Origin of the sequence: Paenibacillus sp. S-12 (assembly GCF_030363895.1) — a bacterium.
GTDB lineage: Bacteria > Bacillota > Bacilli > Paenibacillales > Paenibacillaceae > Paenibacillus_B > Paenibacillus_B alvei.
The window spans coordinates 691296-715540 of the sequence record NZ_JASIUF010000005.1 but is presented as its reverse complement, the minus strand read 5'-3'; the positions used below and the strand labels follow the sequence as shown (position 1 = coordinate 715540).

The window sequence follows — 24245 nt, the reverse complement described above, 5'->3', positions numbered from 1 at the left end:
GCGTTATCACAAATCGATAGCTCAACTATAAGCGATCCGCCCAAAAGGAGTGTGTGTCTTTTTTTGACTTCATTGTGCATTATTTTGCTCCATGAGAAATAGGCCAGCACACATGAAACCATTTCTGTTTCATGCACGCCAACCTCCATTCCTGATTCGTAGGCATGACTCTCAATGGCTGTTCATTTCAAGACTACCTTCTAACTCGTAGGAAATAGTGATACTTCACTTCATCCTTCTCATATCCGTTGCCTTCATACAGCCGCTGCGCCTGAAAATTATCGATTTCTGTCGACAGCTCAAGTCCTTTAGCATTCATTTGCTGTGCATACGTCTTCGCAGCATCCAGCAGCAGCTGTCCGAATCCCTGCTTGCGGTATTCTTCTCGAACGAATAAGTCATTTAGTATGAACAATCTCTCCAGCGAAATGGATGAGAAGCTCGGATACAACTGCGTAAATCCGCCGATGACATTCGAACTGCTCTCTTTTACAATAAAAATAATGGATTCCCGATGTTCAAAACGTTCAAACAAAAAGCGCTGGGCTTGATCTACATTCGATTCCTGTCTATAAAATACGCGATACTGATTAAAAATGTCTACGAGTTCAGGCAAATCCTCTATCGTAGCTTGTTTTACTTCATATGTTGCCATCTTTGTTCTCATCCTTTCTTTGTTTCAAGCTCAATTTTCTCGTAGTGCTCCACTGACGAAGAAGATTCATACTCTTTCACTAACTATGCTCATTTTTGTTGTACGATGGACAGCCTATGTAATAGAGTGTGAGGTGTACACCAGCCCCTTTTAGCTGTTCCAACAATCCATTCATTTTTCGCCCTTTCTTTCCTATGTTTAATGCATTGCGAGCCATTCCAATCCTCTTTCATTCGATCATCGTTCCAAAAAATCCTTCTGCGCACATTTGCTGACAGACTTGAAATATCGAAACTTATACTTGCTTAGGTGTGCAATTTTCCCCTGTTCCAACAAATACAATTGATCGGACAAGTCGTTTCCTTTAGGGAATGGTGGCGTGCATTCGAAAAATTAAATGCACATTTACCGTATACGTCGCCCCAATGCTTAAAGTTGGAATCAGGAAGTCAATTTCATGTTGCTTGCACGACAAAACCCAAGCATTTGCAATCTTGCAGACTGCGCAGCGCTTGGGGTTCGATTACGTTCGTATGATGTTGTTCATCTTAGTGGTGCATTGCTTGGCCCAAGATTATATATGTACCTTCTTATTTGGCAGGAACGGATAAACCTTGTATTCCCCATTTCCGGAGGAAAACCGTAATATGTTCCAGTCATCAGGCAGTCCATTGTAATACGCGCCAATACATCCGGTCGTGCAGCGGTGACCCGCAATTAATATATTTTTTTCCTGCAGACTCTCGTCTTCCAGCAGCTCATTCATGAATTCAAATACTCTTGCGGCATACCTGCGGGGATTTTCAACTCCTTTATATACATGGGGATCAGGGATTCCCCCTTGCAGTTTGACTTCACTTTTGAGCATCCCATCTGCTTCGCCCAGGTCATATACATCCAGTCTGGAATCGATTGTAGCTCGCATCCCTGTTGCAATTTCAGCGGTCTGCACAGCTCGCTCCTGTGGTGAAGAAAAAACAAAATCAAACGTTATTGATGAAAGTGATGCTCGAAGTTCTTCCGCTTGCCTAAAACCATTCTCATTTAAAGGCAGTCCGCCATTTCTCCCTTGAATCCTGCCATCACGATTTACATTTGTTTGACCGTGTCTCACCACATAAATCATCATCCAGCCCCCTTTTTGCATACATCATTCCACTTGAGCTCCAATTCCTTCTAAATAACTAACAAGAAACCGAAATTGGTTGCCTTAGCTTCCTATGGCCGCATACCCTACCATCATCACTCGAAACAGTTCAGCAGTTCCAGTGCCTCCTCATGATCAGGCTCCAACACCAATGCCTCGCGCGTATACGTCAGCGCTTGCGCCTCCTGACCGAGTTCATAACAGCAAATTGCTAGACAGAACAATACCGTTGCCACAGGCTCCTCTTCATCATTTTGCACTGACGTTTCCAGAAATAGCTTCGCATCTTCGTACATGCCCATTTCAAAGAGTACGATCCCGGCATCTAAGGCCAAATCATAACGCTGCTCCATCACATAAAAAGCGGACCACATGGCATGGATACCCTGCTGAATATCCAGCTTCTCTTCGTCGCTCGCTTCTGGCAGCCGTTTGGAAATTTGCTTCGCGCTCTGTATGAAAAATTCCGCGTCATACCCGCCTAGTCTCCAGAAGGCTAAAATATGCTGCAAGTCCATCGTATCCAGATGCCGATCCACCCACACCTTCAGACTGAAGAAATCATCCGGCCCAAAGCGTTCAATTCCTTGACGATACGCTAATCGGGTATTCACATATTTCATGGGGTTCTCCAGCATGAAGAAGCAGCCCACATTGATATCTTTATAATGATGCGATGGGAACAACGACAGGGCACCACGCTGTTCTAATACATACTGGATCGCATGGTAATTGGCCGTCAACGAGAAGCTGCCATGATGAATAATTTCTGGCGGTTCTGCAAACTTCCAGTTTTCTATTCTGTGATCACCCTTATCCGCAGTGAGCAGCAGATATCCTTTCTGAGAAAGTGCATTCAATCGCTCTAGACATGTTAAGCCTACTTCTGGGAAAAGAATATGAGAGTCCTCAAGCTCCTGCTGATACAATGCAATTACGTCACGATATGGATAGGCTTCTTCTTCATATTCGGAAGCACGGCGATGCTCATACGTCAGCGTCATGTTTTCAAGCGCCTCGGATGGGGTCAGGCTGTTATCATCCAGCGTTGACTCGACCAGAACATCACACTCATAAATGCTGCCTTCCCCTACATAAAGTAGCTCTTGCGGAATACCGTCAAAGAAATAATTTGCGACAATGAGAAGCGGCTGCTTCATCTCACCTGCTCGAATATACTCGCCAGATATGGCAAGATTCAGTTCTGAATCATGGACAGCATCAAATGTTGCAAAGTCAAGAACTCCTTGCGCGACATAAGGCTGCAGCGCGGGATGCTTCATCCAGCCTTCCACATTTTTCGCAGCCAGATCAGTCATGATATAGCGGAAAGGGGGCAGCGATATGCCTGCATAATCTCGCAGCTCACACAGCTTATGTAGAATGTGGAATGCCAGCCTCCCTGCTCCCGCTCCCAACTCCAGAATCATAACAGGCTCCGAACTGTCCTCTTGCCCTGCTCGATCCTGAAGAAATCCGAAAATAATGTCCGCATATGCAGCAGCTATCATCGGATTGCTAGTAATATATTGCGGTACCTGATCATTATTCCATGCCTTCAGGCCTAGCTGTTCATAATAGGCCCGCTGCAAGTCCCATATCGGTGCTTCGCTAAAGCGGTATCGTAGTTGTCTCTCTTTCATTCCTGCCAACCCTGCTCTCTCTATGTGATAACGTGCCATCCAGCTTAGACTCATTTCCTGTGAGGCACTGGATAATCATCTTCATTTAATTCTATCTTCTGAATCGTAACATAATTGCGGCCAGAACCAAAATCTGTTCTCATTGCTCGTACACGTAACAAGAAAAAAGAGAACCTCAGCAGGTTCTCCTTTAATGATCATATTCTTACCTTGCAACAAGCTCGCCAAGCACATATTTCTCAACCACTTTGGCAACGCCATCGTTCATATTGGTATCCGTTACATAGTCAGCCAGCGCTTGAATGTCTGCAGGGGCATTTCCCATGGCAACGCCGAGACCAGCGAACTTAATCATCGCCACATCGTTATAGCTGTCGCCGATCGCAATGACTTCCTCCTGCCGTATGCCTAATTTCTGAATAAGCTCATGCAGGCTCGTTCCTTTGTCCACTCCATGCTCAGTAAACTCTAGGAAGAATGGCTTGGAACGCATTACACTTAATTGGCCCTCCAACTGCTTCTGCAGCTTCTTTTCGATAACGGCCAGCTTATCCGCATTACCAACCATCAATACCTTTACAACAGGCTGCTGCACCGCATCAGTGAAGCTGTCCACCTCCACGACTGGCATGCCGGTAATCTCCGCTTCCTTCTCCACATATTCATTGCGGGCTTCTGTCACGATATCATCGCCTACATAGGTTAAGACAGACATTCCCTCCTGCTGACTAAGCGCATAGATATCACGAACAGTCTCAACGGGCAGTGTGCTGCTGAACAGCTCTTCTTTCGTCGTAAAATTCGTAATCTTGGCGCCATTAAATGATAAAATAAAGCTTCCGAATCGATCCAGCTCTAATTCCTCTGCTATTGCAATCATTGCATAGGTTGGTCGTCCTGATGCCAGCACTACCTTCACTCCAGCCGCCTGTGCATCGAGCAGCGCTTGCTTCGTGCGAGGAGAAATTGTACGATCATCGCGCAGCAATGTATCATCCAAATCTAGTACGATCATTTTATAGTTCATCTGTCAGCATTCCTTTTCGTCGAATAGATTAGCCCCTCTACTATACCATTTTCGCAGAGGATATGGCTATTAAACGAAGGAATAAGAGACATACCAACAGATCATACCAAGTGAATCAACAGAATCTTGTACGTAAGCATCTTTTCAAATCCTGTTTTTTCTGCAACCTTCTTCGAAGCAATATTGGAGCTCCAACAATCCCAATGCGGAATGATTCGAGCTGATGCACAGTGCTCTACGATTTGAGCTGTCGTAGCTGCTGCGATTCCCCTTGGTCTAGCAATCCTAAATCAGTATCCGTATGTGATTCTTTTGTATTCACATACAGACAATGTCCTCTATCCCATATCACAATGAGAGTATCATCTTCATTTCCACATACATCTGCCTGCTTCTTGCCTTCTACAATCGAATCCATTACATAACTAGCTTCTTTATTCCACGAAAATTGTGAAATGAGGCCTATCCGATCACTCTGCATGTATGGTTTCAATGATGAACCTTCCTTTCGAAAAATAGCCGGTATTATCCAAATCGATTTCCTATTTGGCTTGAGGACAATTCCGCATCGCTAGAAACTCATAGTCCTGCTCTCCAATCTTGCTGGTGAACGAAATGCCTCTGACAAATCCTGCACGCTCATACACCTTCATAGCTCGTTCGTTGAAGGTCGCTACAACCAGTTGAACACACTCTCCCCGCCCCTGCTTACGAAGGAAATTCACAGCATCGGTTACAAACTCCCTTCCTTTGCCCTTCCCTGTATAGTCAGGCCTCAGACCAAGGCCAATGTCAATGACCTGCTCGTCTTCATAGATGCCAACCGCATAGCCTCCAGGCACGCGGGCAGAGTCGCCAAAAGAGATGTATCCGACAAGTTCATTCTCGTTATCGATTGCATAATAATATTCCTCTTCCAGCATTTCTTTGATGCTGCTGTCACACCCCTCCATACTGTACAGAGAATAGGGTTCTTCATACTGCCATGAACCAATGATAGAAGCCTGCTCCTCCGTCATCGGGTGAAAATGGTATGCTACTGTCATGACGATCCATCCTCTCATTCGTTGAGGTTGTAGTTGCCTTTTCATTTCTCACTATCCTGCATGGATTCAACGATAAATGTTTCCTGTTGATTGATGCAGTAATCAACTTACATAATAAGGAGAAGAACAAGACGGGGCTCTCTTTTAAGCTAAATACTTTCGATATCCTTCTACCTTCTCATCCTTGAAGCCCAGCTTTTCATAAAACACATGCGCTTCTTTCCGCTGCTCGCCAGATACAAAGATAATGTAAGCACAGTCTCGATGTCTGGCGATATTTTCAATATCCTGCATCAGCTTCTTGCCGACCCCTTGTCTGCGAACCGTTGGGGAGACAATGACATTCTCAATTACCATGAATGGCTTGCATTCTCCTACAAGATCGTGACAAATAATCCCCATAAGCGTGCCTGCTAATTGCCCTTCATGGAATGCACCAAGTATGATGTATTGATCATCATGCTGAATCTTCCGGTACACTTGCTCCAGCTTCGCCATGTTCGTCTGGCTTCCCATTAACTCGGTATAAAGCTGGCTTAATGCAGGAAGCTCACCCTGTGTAATTGGCCTGATTACTAGCATCGTTATCCTTCTTTCTTGTCCAAGTTTTCACTCCATACTTTATAATCCACTAAATCCGATGATGAGTGTCAAGTTGCTTCTCTACTTCACTATTCGTTTGATTTCAATGATGACGCCAATAGAAAGAATAAATTACACATAAAGGCTCGACATACGTGTAATCAGTGACTGGACAATACCATAGCCCACAATAAGCAGCATATTCCCCCTCCTCATTTTTAGCAACGATATTCTACTTGTCAGCCCTCCTGCATTCACTTCTGATATACGATAAAGTTTGCAGTGAATCTGAGATAAGATACTGCCAAGGTCTGTACAGACAAGTAGAGCTGACAATTTGCTTGGTCAGTTTTTAGGTAAAACCCAGTACGAATTACATGTATGGCTTGAGTTACGAGGTGCTATCTTAGACATTGCAATTAAGCAAGAAGAACAATTCTTCGAGTTTAAGGAAAAGCCATTTATCACTGGCAAGGTTCCAGAAGGATTAGAGCTAATTGGTTACCGTGAAGTCACGAAAACAGCTAAGGATTATGCTAGGATGGCTGCTAAATCAAATGGCATGAAGTACAATGACTGGATAGCTATGCATTCCCGTGCAGCGACAAAAGCATATTTGCTGTTATAAAAAAATTAGGATGACCCAAATAGGGCATCCTTTTATTATTCTGTATCAGGCTTGAAAATCAAATACAGCACATAAATAATAAGTGTAGCGATACCCAATTCAAACAGCAACCTCAAATAGTTCAACTGATAAAATACAAAGAAACCATCGACTTTATGCTCACTTTGTATTTCCCACAAAGGAGCGTATCGCTCTGAATGAAACTTCTTTTCAAATCCATAAAACGCAACAACTGGAACTTTGAACACTCCTAAAATTGTAATCGTAATCAAATAGATGCTCAGAAAAATTCTCTTGATAAGCATACAGAACCTCCTAAAATATTTTTTATAGCATCAATTTTCGACAGACAGGCATTTGGGCATATGGCAAAATTAGAAATGTACTCCAAAGGCATAATGGCTAAAGAGTACATTTTATGAAGGAGGGGTATGTAGTGTTTATTAATCCATATAAGAACCGAAACAAACTTTATCTTTCATTGGAATTAATCGTCACTCTAGGTGCAATTGTATTTGCAGTCGTCTCTGTTACTGGAAGTAATAGTATACAATTTTCTTGGTTTTTCCTTTTAATCACACTCATATTCTTTTTTAGATTGCTTGATCTTAAAAACAGAAATAATGCCATCAACTTCGCTACATTCTTAATTTTGTCTATTATCTTTTCCTTATAACCCATATTACCCCAGTATGTCATATAAGTCACAAAAGAAGCGGAATATCGTCGACCAGACGGATGTTCCGCTTCTTTTCTCTATGCAATTAAATTACAAATCTGTCCGTAATCAAATAGATGCTCAGAAAAATTCTCTTGATAAGCATACAGAACCTCCTAAAGTATATTTCCAACATTCGACATCTTGATTACAAGATTCCCAAAAAAATTTTTTATAGCATCATTTTTCGACAGACAGGTGCTTGACTGAATGTTAAATTAAGATCAACATTTAGATAACTTCTAAATGTATCAAATTATAGGAGGAATTAGAAGATGAAAAAAGTATCTATCGCATCTTTGACTTTACTTCTGAGTTGCAGTCTGTTCATGTCGGCTGTATCCGCAAGCCCAAAGCCAGTTGAATCACCAGATCAACGAGTCGTAACACAGTCACCAGTCTCGGTACGTGATCTTGTCCCGACAGAGTATTTTGCGAAATATGCAGGAAAGTTTAGCACGTATTCAGAAGTAGAGCGAGCAACAGGATTTTCAAAATGTGGGGAACCGCAATTGCTTTCGGACGTAGGCACAAAATCTATTAAAATCAATTCGGTTGATGAATATGCCGCCTTGCTGAATTATTTTAGCGAGTTTTCCACACATAACACTTCCATGCAAGTACAAAATACTACAACAATCGAGACTCTAGACAATGGGGAATATACAAAGACACATGAGTCGAAATTCTACGACTACGGGGTTTGGTGGATGAAAGCGTTTGTCATTGCTAAGTACAATAAAGATGATAAAGTCATCGGCACTCCAACCACGGACAGTGGATTGTATGGATTTCATCCAATGAACACATACAAACATAGCAGTAGCAAATCAACAGTTCAAATCAACAGCAAGAAAACTGGTGGAAGTGCTCAAATCAAAGGTGACCTGACCTTGAGAATTGAAGTTGGAGGAGTTGGCGATATAATAACAAAAGAAATCGAACACGACATGTTTTGGGGTAACAATTAGCTAGTTGTTGTTAATTACTGGTCATTATTGTAAAATAAATAACGGACAACTCATAATGTTGTCCGTTATTTAATATCTTAAATGTAGGAGGTGGTATTCGTGGACGAACAGGAAAATAAAAAAGTTTTGAAATTTATTCTTAGAACTATTGCAGTTATTTTAATTCTTGTCATCATCTTAGTTGTTTTTGGCGTAGTTCAATTCATCATCTTGACAAATAGTTGACGGGCATAAAGATGGAAAATCCAAATTTATTTCCCTTATTCAGAATAAGGGTTTTTTTATTAAAAGGGACTTTATGTCGATTAACACCATGGTGAGAGGCATTAAATCAAAGATAGTTAAAGTCAAAGACATTAGTGCAAAACACAGCTTTGGTGAAAAGTCTATATGTAATTATATACATATATTGTCGATTGAACTTAAAGTTGTTGCATAATAAAAAAGCCTTAATATATAAGGCTTTTAATACAACTTAAACTTATGTAGTTCACCGTACATTACACAAAAATACTAGATAATGGACGATTCATAGCTTATAGAAGCTTCAAAACCTCTCAGAAGATTTAGCCGATGTTTTATCTTAATCCTTTTATGTGAGATCATTTCTACTTCACTTTTGAAAAAGTTTTCGAAAGTACTTTTCATTTTTTTTTATATCTTTGTTCTCATATCGCTGAGGAATTTTTTCAAAATCTTAGAATATAAACCTGACCCTTTGGCTTGCTTAACCCAAAACCTTTTTTAATTCAAAAAAATCCATAACCATCTGACATTTCAAAGAAGATTAATTCACCTTCACTTATCAACGTATCAAACTTTGCTCCTTATTCTACTTTTTTGACATCTGGCTTCGTTCGGAATATTGCTAGTTACAAGTGTTTAATTTCTTGATCGTTTCTTCTTTTTTTGCATTTTTAGTATTAATCTATCTAGTTCTTGACTAATTTGAACCACATCTTCATCTGCAAAGCCGCCTTTAATCTGAACAATCTCCGTAAGCTTCTTCCTAAGATCGTTAATTTTATTCTCTAAAGAGTCTATTATCACTCACCTCACGTACACTATCTCTTCTTTTTGAGTATAATGCACGTTCTAGTAAGATATGTGAAAATATTACACTTCATCACTTTGTCGAAAAATGAAAAGGAGCATCAAAGGATGCTCCTAACACCATTTACCACGGGAATACGCTCCCTGATTCACCAGAGAGTGCCGCTACTGTTGTCACAAAGACCACTGTGTAAAGAAGGGACTTGGAATACAGGCTTTTGATTAAGTTTTTCATGCTTAACCCTCCATTTCTTTAGCGCTTTGAATAAAATATTTACTCAACTTTTCAAATGTAGTTTGTGGGGAGACGCGGTGCTCTAAATTGATTCGCATAATCACATTAAGGCATTCTTTCTCTTTCTTAGTGTCGTTGACTTTGGAATACCATGAGGCACTTTCCACCATCAGTTCTATGCATTGTGCATAATCACCTAGTGTTAAATAGCACTCCCCTTTGATTTTCAGTAAGTCTCCGTACATTGAACAGATAAAAGGATTATTAGAATTAGCAATAGGGACGATCTCTTTGCATTTGTCCAACGTATCCTTTATTCCTGTTTGGTTGTTTTGTTGTAAGTACAATTGAAGAAGTTGCCTGTATGCAGAAACTATGTGGGTATCGCTGCAAGTCTCAAGGAAGGGCAAAAGTATCTCTATTGCTTTTTCAACGTCGCCTTTCTTGGCGGCAAATTGTGCATCCATAAGGACAACATGCTCTTTAGTGTGCGGATAATTTAGATAATTGAATTGTTTATACTGTATAGAGTACATCTCAGCCTCTTTATAATCCTCTATACAAAAGTTCGCGTCTCTAAGTATTCCAAGTGCATATATTTTGTATGGACTTAGCCCATCCTCCTCCCCGAGTACTTTTTTACAGTGGTCAATGCTCTCCGTGTAAATTCTCAGATTAAAGGCATGGATACCTAGCTTATAGTATAGCTCAATCCGATCATTTTTTGGTAAGAACTCAATGTAGTGAAGAATATATTTTCCACTGTAGTAAGTTTCCTTTAATTTGCTGAAATCGTTTCGTTCAATAAGATATTGTTGGTACAATCCTTTTGCAATATAGGGCATGATTCCGTGTGAACGTGAGTAGTCGATGATGAGGTTATATAAGGATAGTTTAACAGAGGTATCTTCAATGGAGTCGATGTGTTGATACAGCTTTTCGGTTAAGTCGAAGCTGTCTTCGTTAGGAGCTTCAAGGTATTTTGTTGCAACTTTTCTTATCAGATCGATGTCACTATTTTGCTGTATCGATACTGATAAGATATATAGCAATACGTCAGATCTCTTCTCGGTATCTACATAATAATGCACGATTGTATCAAAAGGAATCTGTAACGCTACTGATAAGGCATATATAGCTGCAAATTCAGGGCGCTTTACATCGTTATTCTCAAGCCTTGATATAGCGCCTCTGTTGACACCAGATAGTTCAGACAGTTGCGTAATTGACATATTTGAGGCACGTCTAGTGTCAAGTATTAGTTCTCCTATCGTCTTTTGAATAAGAGTTGATTCCAATTTTGTTCCTCCTCTTACTAAATTGACTAACTATATTTTACTATATTGTATAGATCATGTAAATTGAATAATGCGATAAGTAATAAGAGGAGTAGCTACCAAACGGTAATAACAATTCCTAAGAAGCAAAGGAGCAAAAAAATAGGAAGGACATTATTCATATGTTTCGGAAGTTAATAGATGTAACTGTCTGTAAATGATGACGAGATCGCAATAATAAGTATCGCCCAATACATGACGGTGAACTTCGTATTAAGCTTAAATATATGTAAAAGAAACTGTACGAGCTTGAAAGAAAACGTAAATAATAGGGACAATAGGATGGTTAGCATCATGTTCGTCTCTTTGCCTCCATATGCAATCACAATCAACACGTCTAAAAGTTCTTGAAATTAGAAATGACCCAGCCTAGGTAGTACTATTTAGACTGGGTTATTTGGTTATCTATGCATTCTTAACATACATCATTGCACATCTGAAATAGTTTGGCGATTCCCCGGTGTGTGGAAGCTACGTTTACTTAGTGATGATCTATTTGATTACACCAAGCTATACGTTGCGAGCATTTCGCCCCATTCAGCAATTCCTACCTCATTAAATCCAACTGATGCATATAACTTCCGGGCAGCCTCATTATCTGGATGATAACCAATACATATTACATCTGTTCGGTCGTCTCTGTTCGCAATATCGGAAACAATCAATTCCAACCCCATTTTGCCGTAGCCCTGACCTTGAAACTGTTCATCTATCATAAATCTGTAAATCCAGTAGTTGTGATCATCACAATCCAGTCCATACATCGCAAATCCGATTAGTTGATCTTCCCAATAAATTGACTTTGTCACAAAACCGGGTAAAAATTGTGATTCAGCAATCGAATACAAATTCGAGGCAATATATCCTTCCTGTTCCGGTCTGACTTTCAATTGCGTGCATGCTTCCCAATTTTCCTTGTCTACATTTCGTAAACTGATCATTTTTGGATTCCTCCCATTGTAGTAGAGAAACCCATAGGTTCCCTACTTATTCAAACCTCACAAACCTCACCGACACACTGCATGTGAATAAGAAATTATGTTTCATTGCACATCACTCCTCTCAATGGATTACATTTTGCCTATTGCCTTCCGCAGTTACGCAGTCACATCAATAGATAACGTCGGTTCAATGTCTAAGTCATCTTTCCATGATTATACATCGGTTAAACTAGAGGGAATAGTCCCGCAGTCTGTAAATCATGGTTAGCTCATATTTAAAGCTACCTTTATCTGTTTTGGTACTCGATATCTAATATCGAATAAAAATATTGGTCAACCCATTGATTATTCCAGCATATTTCATCTTTAAATATCCCTTCTCTTCTCATTCCTAATCTCTCCATCAATTTCATTGATTTTCGATTATGACCATTACACATGCCTACGACTTTATGGGCTTGTAAATGATGAAATGAAAATTCAAGCAAGAGGTTTACGGCTTCGTTGCCATAACCATGACCTTGATATTCAGGAATAATTGCAAATCCTAGCTCCCAGCTCTTTCTGTGTTCTACATAACTCCATATTTGAGCTAGACCGATTGGTCTTGCTTCTCCTTCTATTGTCCTTGTGATTATAAAGTCATAATGAGTCGGAGAGTCCATGTTTTCAAGATATTTTTCACGAACAATCTCTTTGTCAGACTCAACAGATTCTTCAAAGAACCAGATGTCTTTATTGCATTCTAGTTCACAAATAAAATCCAAGTCCTCAGCTGCAATTCTGGATAGACCTATACGTTCTCCATTGATCTTAATGGGAAACACTGTTGAAACACTCCCTTTCCCCTATAATGGCTTCAATTAGCCGTAGATCGCATCTCGTATTCACGACATGACCCAACCTTAGATATGAGATAGCTCAATCTTAGCTGGGTCGTGTGTTGTTGAGTCGCCTTTCCACAATTATACATCTGATCTTCAAGGGGACAAAGACCTTACTTGCAGCATGATTTATCGGAGCTTAAAGCTACAGCATTACAGTGATTTTTTCCTCTCCATCACTTCACCGTTGTTACGGAAGCCAAAGCTTTTATAAAGCTTTTTGGCAGGCTCGTTATCCGCGTTGCAAGAAATCCAGCAGGAATTTCTGTGATATCATACTTTACCACGTCAAAAAGGAGCTGCCATGCCAGCCCCCATCTTTCGTTCCTATAGGTTTAATCATAAAGACAATGCCCGTTAATCTTTTTTATCAATACCTACTACATTTATTCTTCCTTGGATTGAATCATCATTATCTTTTACTAAATAAAAATGGGAATCCCCTTGAGCTTGTTCATCCATTAAAGCTTCATGCCTCATTTTAAACATCTCGGGCTTATAGTAGGCCTCTCCGCGAGACGGTACCATCTGTTCAAAAAAGATCATTCGAAATAACCACCTGCCATTATCCTTTTTTAACACAAAATCACTGGCCAGCGATCACATCTTTTATCGGATTTACCGGTCGTTTAATCCCTTTCCAGCGAGAATGTCCGGCATGCATTTTTCAATCCTTGACTCCCGAGTTTTAGATTGTTTGGGTGCGGAAAAGAACATAGCGTATGCTCGTTGCCGTCCCGGCGTTAATGCATCAAAAGCGGCTTTCAAAGCAGGATTTTCATCTAGCTTGATTTGAAATTCTTCAGGAATGTTGATTTCCTTTTTCATTTCTACTTTCAAACCTGACTTTTCCACTTCAACAGCTTCATAAATATAGGATTTTATGATCGTTTCCATCTCAGCGATTTCTCGAACATTGGAGAAACGAATCTGGCGGCCCGCCTGCGTGTTCTCCCCAATATTGGATAGAATACCGTTGGGATCCTTCAACAGAGCCCCTTTGAAAAACATAAGCGCACAGAATTCTTTGAATCCTTGTATGATCACAATGTTACTTCCCTGTGACATATAACAAGGCTTCCCCCACTTTAACTCTTCGCTAAGCTGGCAGTCCAAACAGATCATTCTTAGTTTGGTCATCTCTTCTTTCCACTTTTTTGCCTTCCCTATAAAGGCATCAACCTTAGGATTTATATTATTTATCTGTGTCATGTTCCTTCTCCCTATCGTTTTTCTCGCCATGGATAGGCCATATATACATATTTATTTACAGAAAATTGTATTCTGATACGAATGGGAATCACAATACAAGAATTCCCCCTATAATTCCAAGGTATCCCTTACTCTAATTGCACTTTCTAAACCAAACCATCTATGGAGCAATAAAATCAATTTTTCTTTACTTGATTGTAAATAGATTTAACCCCAAGGAGCATACCGTAAATGATTGCAACATCTACTAAATATATAAATAATTCAATCCTTACACCTTGGAGAAACCACTTATTAGCATTCGACTCACTATAATAGTGTATGAAAAATCGTAAAGGAAACCCGTATTCAGTTCTTTGTACACCTTCAGCAGGGATATTTCCAGGAATAAATAGTACAGTAAGTAATGCAACCCAAAATGATATATTCAATATCTTCTTGTTTACCTTCATTACTCCCCCTCCAAGAAACTAATACGTTTCATTACTTTTCTAAAAGGTTTTCAATCTTTCTTCCAATACCCTTTCATTAACTTCGTGAATCGCCCCGCTTGAATTACATCATTCTTTTCCTTCATCACAGACTTAATATCTAAACGCCCCTTATCTAGGACAAGACCCGACTTTAGATAACATTTATCTTAGGTCGGGTCGAAATAAGTTGTTTGAAAATTCTTCTATGCATATGTACTTGAACAACCAAGGTGGTCATTTTTTTGCTTAATTATGTTTGTTTAAATAACGTTTATCCTTTTTGATACCAAGAAGTAAGCTTACTGGAAGAGCGACTATCGGAAAAAGAATTGTCATATATACGATCCCTATCATGCCAAAACCCTTTTTACTAAGAGCCAAAAAACAAAGTCCAAGATAAATATTTGCTACAAACAATGGGTAATTAAGGAACCTCAAAAAAGTAGTCTTCCGCAAAAAAATACTCACTACTATAAAATAACCAATTATGACTGGATAACTAAGGAGATTGTATTCCATAACTTTCTCGCTTCCTGGCATTCCATTTACAGAAAAAAATTTATTCTGATCAGCATAAGGAAACAGAAAGAAAATCATATACATAGTTACTAACAATGACATAAGTAAAATAAAAATATTGAATTTATGTTTCTTCATTAATGGCATAACTGTACCTTTCATATCGAATACCACCTCTTATGGAATAAATTTGCTTTTCCTGCTGCGAATTTATCGACTATTCGTAGATCTTCCCCATATAAATGATTTGCGCACATCTCTTCCATGGATTATCAGGTTTATCATAGAACCGAAGTCCCTGTATTGATTCTTTTCCCCAATCATATGCAGATTCTAAAAATGCTTCGATTGATTCATTCTCCCATTCTTCTTTCCTGTTGATCCTGTCATTTCTAAGTTCATTAATAAAATTCAAAAAAGACTTCTCATCCTTTACCTCATTAGCAATGTCAAAAAGAGTCTTCTTCATAGACGGTTTCCTTCCTTCCTTATCTTTCAGTATTATATCACTAACATTCAATTGTATGATCATTCCCACATAAACTGTATTGTTTTCAATAAACTACGCATAACTTGTATCTAAGAATCTGAGAGGCTAATATAACAAAGACCAAGTACAAACACTTGGTCTTTCAATTGGCTTGGATGATATTCATTTCTAAAGAACACTGAGTATGTCCTTCAACTCTTCTTTACACTTTTCAATATCAAATTGGGAATTATCGATTTTTTGCTTATTCAATTTCAATAAATTAAAAATCTCAAGTTCAATACTCTTCCTTTCCTGAAGAACTTGAACAGTCCCATCAACCCCACAATATCCTTGCATCTTGCCGAATCCTTGATTTGTATAATATTCGATAAACCCGTCCGACCATTCCTTAGGTCGTTCATTTATTGCTTTCTCAAACGTAGATCTGATATCTTTTTGATCAACATAAATGACGAAAGGATTCAATGACTTCACAATTTCCTCTAACAGTAATACATAGTAAATAACTTCTTCTTTCTGCACGTTATATTTTACAGTACCGATCGTCAGTGGATTTTGGATGAAGCAACACTCAAATATATGTACAGAATTACGATGAATCTTATCTTCCTTAAAGCAATTCCACTTCTCCGTAAGTAACCTTACGTGTTGGTCGAACGGCAGCTCATAAATATCTTTTGCAAATATCTCTTGCAGCAACTCATCTGGAAAATCAGATCCCAGTTCATCCTTCATTTTTCGATAGGGAATTAAGAAATCACTTCCGTGTTTAACGGCCCTACTCTCTAATATTTCCTTACATCCTTCATAGTCTAATAACAACTGATCAAATTCATCTTGCCTATAAAAAGAAACACCATCGTAATCAGCAGGATGTTCTGCATTACCTTCTAGAAATAATTGAGCCTTTATACCTTTTTCAGCAAGAATTTCAGAAACTAATCGTGCGACAGTAGACTTTCCAGACCCAGGCAATCCCTCAACAAGAATCAATTGTGTTTTCATAGGTTTTCCTCCTCACTCTAACATTCAAAAAAGGGGAACACAGATACTAGCTCATTAAATTTACATTCCCATTCATTCCAATCACTTGATTTTAAAACTCCTGCAATCTGAAGACCTGATGGCTCCACTGATGCCCATAAAAAATAATCCGCTTTCCCTTCTTCACCAAACCAACACGGTTGTCCAATATGATGAATACATATTTGAGATGGGAGCAAAGAATAAATTTCAGCTAATCTATCCCATGAATCGTTAGTGAATTGACTAAAATCTAAACAATATACACGATCAATATGAACAATTGGTTCGTCCTTCAATTCGGAATTATCGTAAAAACAAATAACCAATGAAGTCACTCCTTGTTGGCACTTATAGATTTGCTCGTCGGTTGTAATTGCAATGGAATCCCTTCCTATAATTTCTTTGTCAAAAAGAGAGCCACCTCACCATTTTCCACATCTGTGTTTGTGTAGAATGATAAATCGATACCTTCAATCATGAAGCCACATTGATTATAAAACTTAATAGCCGGTACATTATAATTTTGAGTTTCTAATCGAATTGCTCTGAGTCCATTTTCCCTAGCCGTTTCAACTACTTGATTCATTAGTGCCGTTCCAATATTCCTTCTCCTGTATTCGCTAGAGACTCGCAGCTCCCATATCAATACAGTGTTATTCCACATTTGCGGTTCACCAATGATGACTCCAATTAATTCATCATTTTCATATGCTCCAAAACTATACCCTAATGGCAACAATTCTTCATATCGATCGATATCATTCTGGTCATCTTGGTAGGTTTTCACGTATTCATTTTCTAACTGTACGAGTTCAAGCACGATCGATATATTGTCGTCTTGCTGTTGTCTATGTACGTCATATTTATATCTGGACGTATAACCGAATTCGCCCAACTGATCGGATGTAAAATGGATTAATTTTCTTATTTCCACGGCTACAACTCCCTTTCATGATATATTGTTTTCCGAGTTTCACACGTTCTTGCATTCAAGATGACATCCATCACCATTAGAATTCTTCTTAACTCTCGAATTAGATGTAACGGCTTTATAGAATCTTCGTAAATTTCACTTGTAATTGCTATAACCATTCTTAATTTCGGGATTACGCATATGTATTGGCCTCTATATCCAAGAGCGAAAATTCATTAGCAATAGATGGATTCAATATCTTGGCCCCATTTGCATTATCTCATATAACGTTCCATGGTCACGATGCCCCACCGCCCATACCTCCACCAATTCCATCTCCAGGACGGCGTATTTCATAATATAGACCTTTACCTTCACCTTCGTTACAATCCCAAGCAATGGAATCTAAATCATCTAATAGGTTATGTAATATTTCTTCACTGCAATTTATATATTTCATGGGATAAGACAAATATATTTGCCCTCCCCAATCCCCCTCCATAATTACATATGTATCAGGAATAGCTTTGGCTTTTTTAAAATCTTCGATAAACATATCATTTGAAATTTCATTTGCTTCATTGATAATGTGTCGAATTGGGCTATGATAGTCAGGTATAATATTTATCTATTGCTTATCATTTTTATTGTCCACAATGTTGCACCTCTTTAAATATTACTCATCGATTTCTGACAACGTTCTTCTATTCACGAGCCTACACTGGCTTAAGCGAGCTACGGTAGTGTACTCAATTATGCAGAACAGGGGGGGTCTGACTCAAATAATTCTTTTTTAAAGCTAAAAAAAATACTCCACCCACATACCTCGCAAATACTTACCCCATCTATCAACTTCAAGAGTCTTTATTTTCTCCTTTTTAAAATACTCCATGAGCTCAATCAAAGACTTCACTCTTTCAATTAACAATGTTTTTCTGAAAGCTTGTCACATAACGTCTTCAAAATTCCATTCATGTACTGTTTAGCTATCCATGATTTCATATTCCTTTTTATATATTCATTGTAGAATTCTCTAAAAAACCTACTATTTCACTCATAGTTAATTCAGTATCAAAATCAATAAATTAAATAATATCTTGCAGCCAAAATTCGAAATTCATTCTAGCTCTAGAACCTCTTTCGCAATAGAGAATCAACAAATTTCACCAACTATATCTTAGAGATTTTCGAACTATGCATGTTCCTGCCAATTGAAACGTTTATGAAGTCGTTCCCCTTAGTATAACCTCGATCCTACGCGATGGAAATATCACCCTACAAAAAGAAAGACACCCCACCTTTAAATGGTGAAAGTGCCTTTCATCTTATCGCTATCCATTCAAGCGGCGATACTGTAATCGGTATGTCCCTGAACCGAGCGTCGTGCCATAGGATTCAATCCTGTATCAAATGATCCTTTTCTTCCTTTAGCAGTTCCACCAAGCGCTTTAACGCTCGTGCCTGTACACGTTCAAAATTATACCTTGACTTCACATTATTTGGAATAATTATTAATAAAAATTGATTGTTAAAGAGATTAGTTTCTAAGCTTCTATACTTTCCTACATTTCTATTCAAATGAACAAGCCGCCACGTCCTTAAAAACAAGTTGCTGTACAATAGAAAAAGACGTGCCCGCTTAAATCCCTGGCAGCACGTCCTCTTCATTTTATATTCGCCAAATACACGACCTTTACCCGTATACATCCTGCTATTGCAGATTTTACGGATTAATGAAGCTCATTGGAATGATATTCATTTATTCTTTCTGCTTCTGCCGCCACAAGAACATCGATTCGATCCGACTCAGTTGAACCTTCATCTTCATCCATGAACCACGGCGTTTCATCCTTTTTTGAGTTTCTCCCCTCTGGTTCGATGTTCAGCTCGGATGAAGCGGCAGCAGAGGCACGCTTCGCCGAAAGCTCTTCTTTCACTTCCGATGCCAGCTCCTGATTGCGAATCCAACGGGCTATGATGCCATTCATTTCGCGCGCCTGCTTCGTTGGAATTTGATGCTTGGCGCCCTTCAGCCAATATAGGTGATAATGGGGCAAATAACGCTGCAGTTGCACCGCATAATGGTGGAAGCTCTTGTCCTTCTCCCCATAAATAAGCAACATTGGAGCTTGAATGCTCTTCATTTGCTCGGAGCAGCGATGCTTCAAGCTTGCCTGGTAATATTGCTTCCAGTTCGAAACATCGCCGCGCAAAGCCGTTCGTTTCAAATTCTGGTATGTGATGCGGCTATCCGCGTTCCCCCACGATATGGCCCAAGCTAGGAGCGATTTGGCTTTCATCACCGTCAACGCAATCGCGAGCGCAATTCTGCCTTTTAACCAATAATCATTCGCTTCAGCCATCGTGCTAACTAAAATTCCGCCCTTAAAGCGATGCGGATAAGACATCATTGCATGCAGCGCAACCGCTCCTCCAGTTGAATAGCCGCATACATATGCCTGCTTAATTCCTAGCTCATCGAGCAGCTCGACCATATCGTTCACAATAAGCGGATACGTGATGGGTTCCTTGGAGGCGTCACTCTCTCCATGACCTCGAATGTCGAACGTAATCACTTGATGAGTCGATGATAATTGCGCTGCTTGGTATCGAAAGTTGGCAGAAGTCAACAGTGGCGGGTGAATGAAAATTATCGGCGTACCTGAGCCATACACGTGATAGTGCAGATGGATTCCATGAATAAGCCTTTTGGGCATCAGTCTCACCTCGTTAGCGATATAGTGGTAAAGATGCCCTCTATCCTTATGCTCTATGCACAAATGCACGTATATTTGCAATCACGGATCATGAGCTTGCCAATATACATGAACTGTACTGGCATTCACCCATATTTGTGTGATTTGCATACGAGACAGTACAGGTGTACAGACTCAATCACAAGTTCCCCAATATAATGTACCATCTCAACAGAAGGAGTTGTTATGAATGACATGTCCTCGTCCGTTCTGCCCGCCCGCTGAACCGATTGTATGTCCACCGAGACCCATAATCCGTGATTTCTTCCACCCGCAAATTCTTCCTATTATTCATCCAATCGAGGTGATTAATCGCCATCATTGCTGCCCAATTCCAAAGCATGTATTCACTGTGGTGGAAAGAGAAGAAGTTATCGGCCCAGTAGGAATCAGAAGCGTGAATAACGCCAAGCCTCCAGTTCGAACACGTGCTGTTCGCTCGAAAACAAAGCGTAAGTAACCTCACAACAGGCATTAATGAAATGACTACGCATCTTCCTTTTTGACAGCTTCTATTGTCAAAAGAGCCGACATCCGGCTCTTTTTCTTCGCGACTCATGGGACATGCACCCTACTTTTTTATGAGTCAGTTCTTCATCATTCATCATTTAGCCATCATCATTTTTCATTCATAGAGAACTGTATCCATTCGTATTCAATCACGATGCTTGCGCAATATGGATATACGTTCTAATCTGCCCAAAGTGCATCGCTTCATGACTCAACAGAAAAAGGAACATTTGACTAGCCTTCGTATTTTCAAAGAAGGGATGAACCAAGTCCCTATTCCAATTTCCCTGCATGCGCTCACAAATTGATTGTCGCTGTTCCTGTAAGCAATCGATAATCTCCGCAAGTGAAGGAGCTTCCCCGCTCCAATTAGCAGGACTTGTATTCATCGTAAAATAGCCCTCATAATGGTCAGGCAAGCGCTTTTCTTTGAACACATTTTGAAAGATCCCCCGATCCCAAGCTACTGCGATGTGACCCGCATGCCAGTGAATCGAATTATTGCAACCAGCCGGTATCGTATCAACGATGTCCTCATCTACCTTCTCCAAAGCCTCAACCAGCCAGCCTCTCCAAGTTTGAAAATTCTTCAGCACTACATCTGTGAATTGAAATGCTTCCATAATTTCTCACTCCGATCTGAATGTAGATAGACACCCTAAATTCCCTTCCGATATCAATATATCATGCTTATGGAAATTTTAGATCAGTTAACTATAAAATACATTTTTACCGTTCCTGATTTCCACTCACATCCATTCACAATTGCCTATAAAAAAAGACGGCTGCTTCCAGCCATCTTCTTGTGTGTGATATTCACCTGTAAATTTACGATCAATTACTCGTGAGCCTCCAAGCTGACTAAAACAATCTGATGTTATGCATCAGCGTCCTTATCAACGTGACCTACGAGACGATCCAATCTTGCAATTTGGAAGCCGTACTCGTACATAGCCGCTGCAACAATCGACAGTCTGAGCATGCCGTTCCCTTCTTGGGAACACAGCTCCATTGTTGCCTGCATAAAATGTTCATTGTCTTCTTCCATCTGCTCCAGCTCCAAGCTGTGCGGCTTCACCTTATCCTCGAATTTCAGCAGCACATGCTCATGGCATTTAATCAACATTTCCAGATGCTGATCGAACCATTCATTCGTCTCCGGCTCGGGGGTGGCCTGAAAATAATGCTCATCAATCGCCTCTAACACTTCGATGCCGCTGCGCAGCGTATGCAGCAACTGCTTATATACAACCAGCTCTCGCGAACGGCTGTACTTCGCCCGCTTTAGCTTCTTCGTTTCTTCTTCGAACAGCTTGTATTTGTCAGCCAGTGCTTTCAATGCATCCTCCAGGCCTTGCTTCTCCTCCTGGAATACCGATTCCTTTATTTCATCCGAAATGACGGTTCGCAGCAGCAGTGACATTCTTCGGAAGCACGATTCAATTAACGTTATAAACTGCGCCTTCGGATTCGGCGGAAAGAACAAAATATTAATAAGACAAGCAGATCCAATCCCGATTAAGATTTGCGCAAATCTAAACAACGCGAAATCCCACTGCCCTGACGCCTCCATGACAGCTATGACCGTAACAAGCGTCAAGCCAACTGTCTCTTCCATTTTCATTTTCAGACAAATCATAATGACCAGCACGCATACAATGCCGACAGCAATCGGCTCATGTGAGAAATACATCCCCGCCAACAAAGCGATCGCAGCACCAACTGTGTTCGTCTGGAGCTGTTCGAGGAAATATCTCCATGAGCGATAGATCGAAGGCTGCATGGCAAATATCGCGGCAACAGCGGCGATAACCGGTGTTTTGAATTGCAGCAACTGGCTGATAAATAGGGCCAATGTTACAGCAATCCCTGTCTTCAGCACTCTGGCTCCGAATGCCATCCACTATCCCTCCATTTCTGCCAGACGGCACTCATTCTACCTTATTGTATACACGAATGCCTTCCGCTTCAAGACAAGGTATGCAGCAATTCTAATGGTTATTATCAACTCCGTCATTTCCGTTCAGCCAATCGAATGGTAAAGAATTGTATAACAACCAGTACAACAAATAACCCCTGCTTTATCAGCAGGGGTAATCTCAATAACTTCACTGGATGAAGTTATATTTTGTTCAATCCGGGCTATGTCTATGTAACCATCAGTGTAATGACTAATAATTCATAGAGGACAAGCGGCAGAATAACGTTGTTATACATGTAGGCATTATACAAGCCTCGCTGCATTACCGGCTGCTGTGTCTGTACATAAACGATTCCCCGATCCACATTTACGATCACACCATCACAGGTAAAACCATCAATTGTTTGAATGCGAACTGGTCGGTTCATATACGAATGGCAGACATGATGTATATGATCACGTGTCTCGCGCAGCGCCTGAACCAAGGAACCATCCGCCTGATACACAACCTGCTGCTCTGCTTGAGACGGCTGCGGCTGATGAAATGACTGAGTCGGCATATTCATGGCATTCGACCTCCATTCCTTCAGAATGTCATACACTTCCACCTTATGAATCACTTGTTTCATTCATAACCGCAACGCATCATTTCTTATCCCTCGCTTGCATGCTTTCACCGCTATCACTGCCTGATCCAGTGAGACCAGCTTGTTACAGATTCCGCAGCACCTTCCATCCCAGCGGCAAATTCGTATACACTCCTCAAAAAAACAACGCACTCCCCCTCTACAGGGACGAATGCGTTGTCGTGGTACCACCCTAATTCAGCGGTCGGCATACACCGACCGCTCTTGCTTGCATAATAACGGGCTGGCCGCCCGGCAGATCAAAATCTGCAGCTGCAAAGCAGGGAAAATGAAGTTGCAAGGAAACCATCACACCCATTAGGTTCCTCTCTGCGCATGCGTAACGTTCATTCTCACGCTTTGGTCATCGCTGTTTATGGATATATTTCCTAAACAAGTTGCAACATCTTATTCACGCTGTCAAGAAGGATACAGCATTCCGCTACCGCAGCAGCCAGTACCCTAATTCCAATAGCAGACCAAGCACTAACAGCACAGTGCCCAGGTTCTGCTTGTCCTTATCATTGTGGAATGCCAGTACCCCGCCTATGAGTAGACCAACTAGAGGGAAAATGGCGGTAGCGACTAATACTAGCAGAAGTGCAGCGCAGCCTGGCCCGCTCTCTGACGAAGACGGCTGAGCAGTTGCTTCAGATGTCAGCTTTTGCTCGGATTGGCTTGGAATGACGGAACCACAATATTTGCATTTTAAAGCGCCCTGCTCTACTTTTTCGTGACAATGGGAGCATGTAAGCTCTGCTTGATTCACCGACAAGATGCCGTTGTATTGCTTCTCATCTTCTGGCGTTCCCGCTATGGTGGCATCTTTCAGTGAGTGACTGCACGCGATACATAGCATTGCGGATTCCTTGTTCGATTCTCCGCAGTTGCTGCATATTTTAATCGCCATGCTGGAGCACTCCTTTCTA

At 40.4% G+C, this 24245-nt stretch carries 32 protein-coding genes; 4 read left to right on the top strand and 28 right to left on the bottom strand.

Translation table 11 applies throughout. The annotated features are described in order from the left end of the window. Positions 1-193 precede the first annotated feature (193 nt). The 8 genes from NO352_RS06190 to NO352_RS06160 form a co-directional block, all read right to left on the bottom strand. Positions 194-655, bottom strand: coding sequence for a GNAT family N-acetyltransferase (locus NO352_RS06190; RefSeq protein WP_268599300.1), 462 nt, complete (start codon positions 653-655; stop codon positions 194-196). 574 nt (positions 656-1229) lie between these two features. Beyond that, the gene (locus NO352_RS06185) at positions 1230-1781 is read right to left on the bottom strand and encodes a histidine phosphatase family protein (RefSeq protein WP_268599301.1); all 552 of its coding nucleotides are present in this window, start codon (positions 1779-1781) and stop codon (positions 1230-1232) included. A gap of 116 nt (positions 1782-1897) precedes the next feature. Further along, positions 1898-3445, bottom strand: coding sequence for a tetratricopeptide repeat protein (locus tag NO352_RS06180; protein WP_289355074.1), 1548 nt, complete (start codon positions 3443-3445; stop codon positions 1898-1900). A 205-nt stretch (positions 3446-3650) separates the two neighbouring features. Then, a complete protein-coding gene (locus NO352_RS06175; protein WP_163980180.1) occupies positions 3651-4472 on the bottom strand; it encodes a Cof-type HAD-IIB family hydrolase in 822 nt (273 codons plus the stop codon). A 101-nt stretch (positions 4473-4573) separates the two neighbouring features. Further along, positions 4574-4714, bottom strand: a complete 141-nt coding sequence (locus tag NO352_RS25045; protein WP_353961227.1) for a GNAT family N-acetyltransferase — start codon at positions 4712-4714, stop codon at positions 4574-4576. Next, positions 4708-4965, bottom strand: a complete 258-nt coding sequence (locus NO352_RS06170; RefSeq protein WP_289355073.1) for a hypothetical protein — start codon at positions 4963-4965, stop codon at positions 4708-4710. The genes NO352_RS25045 and NO352_RS06170 overlap by 7 nt, the downstream gene beginning before the upstream one ends. Positions 4966-5014: 49 nt before the next feature. After that, positions 5015-5518 (bottom strand): GNAT family N-acetyltransferase, encoded by a 504-nt coding sequence (locus NO352_RS06165; protein WP_289355072.1) that lies wholly within the window; start codon positions 5516-5518, stop codon positions 5015-5017. Between the two features lie 144 nt (positions 5519-5662). After that, positions 5663-6100: a GNAT family N-acetyltransferase gene (locus NO352_RS06160; RefSeq protein ID WP_289355071.1), complete on the bottom strand. Its 438-nt coding sequence runs from the start codon at positions 6098-6100 to the stop codon at positions 5663-5665. A gap of 337 nt (positions 6101-6437) precedes the next feature. Here NO352_RS06160 and NO352_RS06155 point away from each other — a divergent pair, with 337 nt between their 5' ends. After that, positions 6438-6728 carry a hypothetical protein gene (locus tag NO352_RS06155; protein ID WP_268599306.1) on the top strand — a complete coding sequence of 97 codons (291 nt, stop codon included), beginning with the start codon at positions 6438-6440 and terminating at the stop codon, positions 6726-6728. 35 nt (positions 6729-6763) lie between these two features. Here the strand turns inward: NO352_RS06155 and NO352_RS06150 are convergent, their stop codons facing one another. Further along, positions 6764-7033, bottom strand: coding sequence for a hypothetical protein (locus tag NO352_RS06150; RefSeq protein WP_171417722.1), 270 nt, complete (start codon positions 7031-7033; stop codon positions 6764-6766). 688 nt (positions 7034-7721) lie between these two features. Between NO352_RS06150 and NO352_RS06145 the strand changes: the two genes are divergently transcribed. Continuing rightward, positions 7722-8417, top strand: coding sequence for a hypothetical protein (locus NO352_RS06145; protein WP_268622929.1), 696 nt, complete (start codon positions 7722-7724; stop codon positions 8415-8417). A 99-nt stretch (positions 8418-8516) separates the two neighbouring features. Continuing rightward, positions 8517-8642 carry a hypothetical protein gene (locus NO352_RS06140; protein WP_268622928.1) on the top strand — a complete coding sequence of 42 codons (126 nt, stop codon included), beginning with the start codon at positions 8517-8519 and terminating at the stop codon, positions 8640-8642. A 657-nt stretch (positions 8643-9299) separates the two neighbouring features. Here NO352_RS06140 and NO352_RS06135 read toward each other — a convergent pair. The 14 genes from NO352_RS06135 to NO352_RS06070 form a co-directional block, all read right to left on the bottom strand. After that, positions 9300-9467 carry an aspartyl-phosphate phosphatase Spo0E family protein gene (locus NO352_RS06135; protein WP_289355070.1) on the bottom strand — a complete coding sequence of 56 codons (168 nt, stop codon included), beginning with the start codon at positions 9465-9467 and terminating at the stop codon, positions 9300-9302. Between the two features lie 240 nt (positions 9468-9707). Further along, positions 9708-11003, bottom strand: a complete 1296-nt coding sequence (locus NO352_RS06130; protein ID WP_268622926.1) for a helix-turn-helix domain-containing protein — start codon at positions 11001-11003, stop codon at positions 9708-9710. A gap of 539 nt (positions 11004-11542) precedes the next feature. Beyond that, positions 11543-11983: a GNAT family N-acetyltransferase gene (locus tag NO352_RS06125; RefSeq protein WP_163980143.1), complete on the bottom strand. Its 441-nt coding sequence runs from the start codon at positions 11981-11983 to the stop codon at positions 11543-11545. A gap of 287 nt (positions 11984-12270) precedes the next feature. Then, positions 12271-12810: a GNAT family N-acetyltransferase gene (locus NO352_RS06120; RefSeq protein WP_289355069.1), complete on the bottom strand. Its 540-nt coding sequence runs from the start codon at positions 12808-12810 to the stop codon at positions 12271-12273. 414 nt (positions 12811-13224) lie between these two features. Further along, positions 13225-13413 carry a hypothetical protein gene (locus NO352_RS06115; protein ID WP_268600915.1) on the bottom strand — a complete coding sequence of 63 codons (189 nt, stop codon included), beginning with the start codon at positions 13411-13413 and terminating at the stop codon, positions 13225-13227. A 72-nt stretch (positions 13414-13485) separates the two neighbouring features. Continuing rightward, entirely contained in the window at positions 13486-14079 is a 594-nt protein-coding gene (locus NO352_RS06110; protein WP_289355068.1) for a YdeI/OmpD-associated family protein, read from the bottom strand. Positions 14080-14255: 176 nt separating this feature from the next. Then, positions 14256-14531: a hypothetical protein gene (locus NO352_RS06105; RefSeq protein ID WP_163980150.1), complete on the bottom strand. Its 276-nt coding sequence runs from the start codon at positions 14529-14531 to the stop codon at positions 14256-14258. 267 nt (positions 14532-14798) lie between these two features. Next, entirely contained in the window at positions 14799-15233 is a 435-nt protein-coding gene (locus NO352_RS06100) for a hypothetical protein (protein WP_163980152.1), read from the bottom strand. A 55-nt stretch (positions 15234-15288) separates the two neighbouring features. Next, positions 15289-15540 carry a DUF7660 family protein gene (locus NO352_RS06095; protein WP_005550409.1) on the bottom strand — a complete coding sequence of 84 codons (252 nt, stop codon included), beginning with the start codon at positions 15538-15540 and terminating at the stop codon, positions 15289-15291. A 189-nt stretch (positions 15541-15729) separates the two neighbouring features. Then, entirely contained in the window at positions 15730-16569 is an 840-nt protein-coding gene (locus NO352_RS06090; RefSeq protein WP_289355067.1) for an adenylyl-sulfate kinase, read from the bottom strand. 17 nt (positions 16570-16586) lie between these two features. Next, positions 16587-16916, bottom strand: a complete 330-nt coding sequence (locus NO352_RS06085; RefSeq protein ID WP_289355066.1) for a hypothetical protein — start codon at positions 16914-16916, stop codon at positions 16587-16589. A 65-nt stretch (positions 16917-16981) separates the two neighbouring features. Further along, positions 16982-17524 carry a GNAT family N-acetyltransferase gene (locus NO352_RS06080; protein ID WP_289355065.1) on the bottom strand — a complete coding sequence of 181 codons (543 nt, stop codon included), beginning with the start codon at positions 17522-17524 and terminating at the stop codon, positions 16982-16984. Positions 17525-17801: 277 nt separating this feature from the next. Beyond that, the gene (locus NO352_RS06075; protein WP_289355064.1) at positions 17802-18059 is read right to left on the bottom strand and encodes a hypothetical protein; all 258 of its coding nucleotides are present in this window, start codon (positions 18057-18059) and stop codon (positions 17802-17804) included. 1174 nt (positions 18060-19233) lie between these two features. Beyond that, positions 19234-20220, bottom strand: coding sequence for an alpha/beta fold hydrolase (locus NO352_RS06070; protein ID WP_005550416.1), 987 nt, complete (start codon positions 20218-20220; stop codon positions 19234-19236). A 229-nt stretch (positions 20221-20449) separates the two neighbouring features. Between NO352_RS06070 and NO352_RS06065 the strand changes: the two genes are divergently transcribed. Beyond that, entirely contained in the window at positions 20450-20719 is a 270-nt protein-coding gene (locus NO352_RS06065; RefSeq protein WP_005550417.1) for a hypothetical protein, read from the top strand. 199 nt (positions 20720-20918) lie between these two features. Here the strand turns inward: NO352_RS06065 and NO352_RS06060 are convergent, their stop codons facing one another. From NO352_RS06060 to NO352_RS06040, 5 genes are all read right to left on the bottom strand, one after another. Then, positions 20919-21392 carry a DinB family protein gene (locus NO352_RS06060; protein ID WP_005550418.1) on the bottom strand — a complete coding sequence of 158 codons (474 nt, stop codon included), beginning with the start codon at positions 21390-21392 and terminating at the stop codon, positions 20919-20921. Positions 21393-21646: 254 nt separating this feature from the next. Beyond that, a complete protein-coding gene (locus NO352_RS06055; protein WP_005550422.1) occupies positions 21647-22669 on the bottom strand; it encodes an FUSC family protein in 1023 nt (340 codons plus the stop codon). A gap of 248 nt (positions 22670-22917) precedes the next feature. Next, positions 22918-23256: a hypothetical protein gene (locus tag NO352_RS06050; protein WP_005550424.1), complete on the bottom strand. Its 339-nt coding sequence runs from the start codon at positions 23254-23256 to the stop codon at positions 22918-22920. 253 nt (positions 23257-23509) lie between these two features. Next, positions 23510-23635, bottom strand: a complete 126-nt coding sequence (locus tag NO352_RS06045) for a hypothetical protein (protein WP_289355063.1) — start codon at positions 23633-23635, stop codon at positions 23510-23512. A 123-nt stretch (positions 23636-23758) separates the two neighbouring features. Then, positions 23759-24226 (bottom strand): double zinc ribbon domain-containing protein, encoded by a 468-nt coding sequence (locus NO352_RS06040; protein ID WP_005550428.1) that lies wholly within the window; start codon positions 24224-24226, stop codon positions 23759-23761. Between the last annotated feature and the right edge of the window lie 19 nt (positions 24227-24245).

What these genes read in the sequence shown, in the direction of transcription:
- NO352_RS06090 (WP_289355067.1), bottom strand. Translation starts at nt 16,569, where the DNA reads ATGAAAACACAATTGATTCTTGTTGAGGGATTGCCTGGGTCTGGAAAG.
- NO352_RS06065 (WP_005550417.1), top strand. Translation starts at nt 20,450, where the DNA reads ATGACATGTCCTCGTCCGTTCTGCCCGCCCGCTGAACCGATTGTATGT.
- NO352_RS06115 (WP_268600915.1), bottom strand. Translation starts at nt 13,413, where the DNA reads ATGATCTTTTTTGAACAGATGGTACCGTCTCGCGGAGAGGCCTACTAT.
- NO352_RS06190 (WP_268599300.1), bottom strand. Translation starts at nt 655, where the DNA reads ATGGCAACATATGAAGTAAAACAAGCTACGATAGAGGATTTGCCTGAA.
- NO352_RS06055 (WP_005550422.1), bottom strand. Translation starts at nt 22,669, where the DNA reads ATGGCATTCGGAGCCAGAGTGCTGAAGACAGGGATTGCTGTAACATTG.
- NO352_RS06145 (WP_268622929.1), top strand. Translation starts at nt 7,722, where the DNA reads ATGAAAAAAGTATCTATCGCATCTTTGACTTTACTTCTGAGTTGCAGT.
- NO352_RS06045 (WP_289355063.1), bottom strand. Translation starts at nt 23,635, where the DNA reads ATGGGTGTGATGGTTTCCTTGCAACTTCATTTTCCCTGCTTTGCAGCT.
- NO352_RS06175 (WP_163980180.1), bottom strand. Translation starts at nt 4,472, where the DNA reads ATGAACTATAAAATGATCGTACTAGATTTGGATGATACATTGCTGCGC.
- NO352_RS06070 (WP_005550416.1), bottom strand. Translation starts at nt 20,220, where the DNA reads ATGCCCAAAAGGCTTATTCATGGAATCCATCTGCACTATCACGTGTAT.
- NO352_RS06150 (WP_171417722.1), bottom strand. Translation starts at nt 7,033, where the DNA reads ATGCTTATCAAGAGAATTTTTCTGAGCATCTATTTGATTACGATTACA.
- NO352_RS06040 (WP_005550428.1), bottom strand. Translation starts at nt 24,226, where the DNA reads ATGGCGATTAAAATATGCAGCAACTGCGGAGAATCGAACAAGGAATCC.
- NO352_RS06105 (WP_163980150.1), bottom strand. Translation starts at nt 14,531, where the DNA reads ATGAAGGTAAACAAGAAGATATTGAATATATCATTTTGGGTTGCATTA.
- NO352_RS06110 (WP_289355068.1), bottom strand. Translation starts at nt 14,079, where the DNA reads ATGACACAGATAAATAATATAAATCCTAAGGTTGATGCCTTTATAGGG.
- NO352_RS06060 (WP_005550418.1), bottom strand. Translation starts at nt 21,392, where the DNA reads ATGGAAGCATTTCAATTCACAGATGTAGTGCTGAAGAATTTTCAAACT.
- NO352_RS06180 (WP_289355074.1), bottom strand. Translation starts at nt 3,445, where the DNA reads ATGAAAGAGAGACAACTACGATACCGCTTTAGCGAAGCACCGATATGG.
- NO352_RS06100 (WP_163980152.1), bottom strand. Translation starts at nt 15,233, where the DNA reads ATGAAAGGTACAGTTATGCCATTAATGAAGAAACATAAATTCAATATT.
- NO352_RS06185 (WP_268599301.1), bottom strand. Translation starts at nt 1,781, where the DNA reads ATGATTTATGTGGTGAGACACGGTCAAACAAATGTAAATCGTGATGGC.
- NO352_RS06165 (WP_289355072.1), bottom strand. Translation starts at nt 5,518, where the DNA reads ATGACAGTAGCATACCATTTTCACCCGATGACGGAGGAGCAGGCTTCT.
- NO352_RS06160 (WP_289355071.1), bottom strand. Translation starts at nt 6,100, where the DNA reads ATGCTAGTAATCAGGCCAATTACACAGGGTGAGCTTCCTGCATTAAGC.
- NO352_RS06095 (WP_005550409.1), bottom strand. Translation starts at nt 15,540, where the DNA reads ATGAAGAAGACTCTTTTTGACATTGCTAATGAGGTAAAGGATGAGAAG.
- NO352_RS06075 (WP_289355064.1), bottom strand. Translation starts at nt 18,059, where the DNA reads ATGTTTATCGAAGATTTTAAAAAAGCCAAAGCTATTCCTGATACATAT.
- NO352_RS06050 (WP_005550424.1), bottom strand. Translation starts at nt 23,256, where the DNA reads ATGAATATGCCGACTCAGTCATTTCATCAGCCGCAGCCGTCTCAAGCA.
- NO352_RS06125 (WP_163980143.1), bottom strand. Translation starts at nt 11,983, where the DNA reads ATGATCAGTTTACGAAATGTAGACAAGGAAAATTGGGAAGCATGCACG.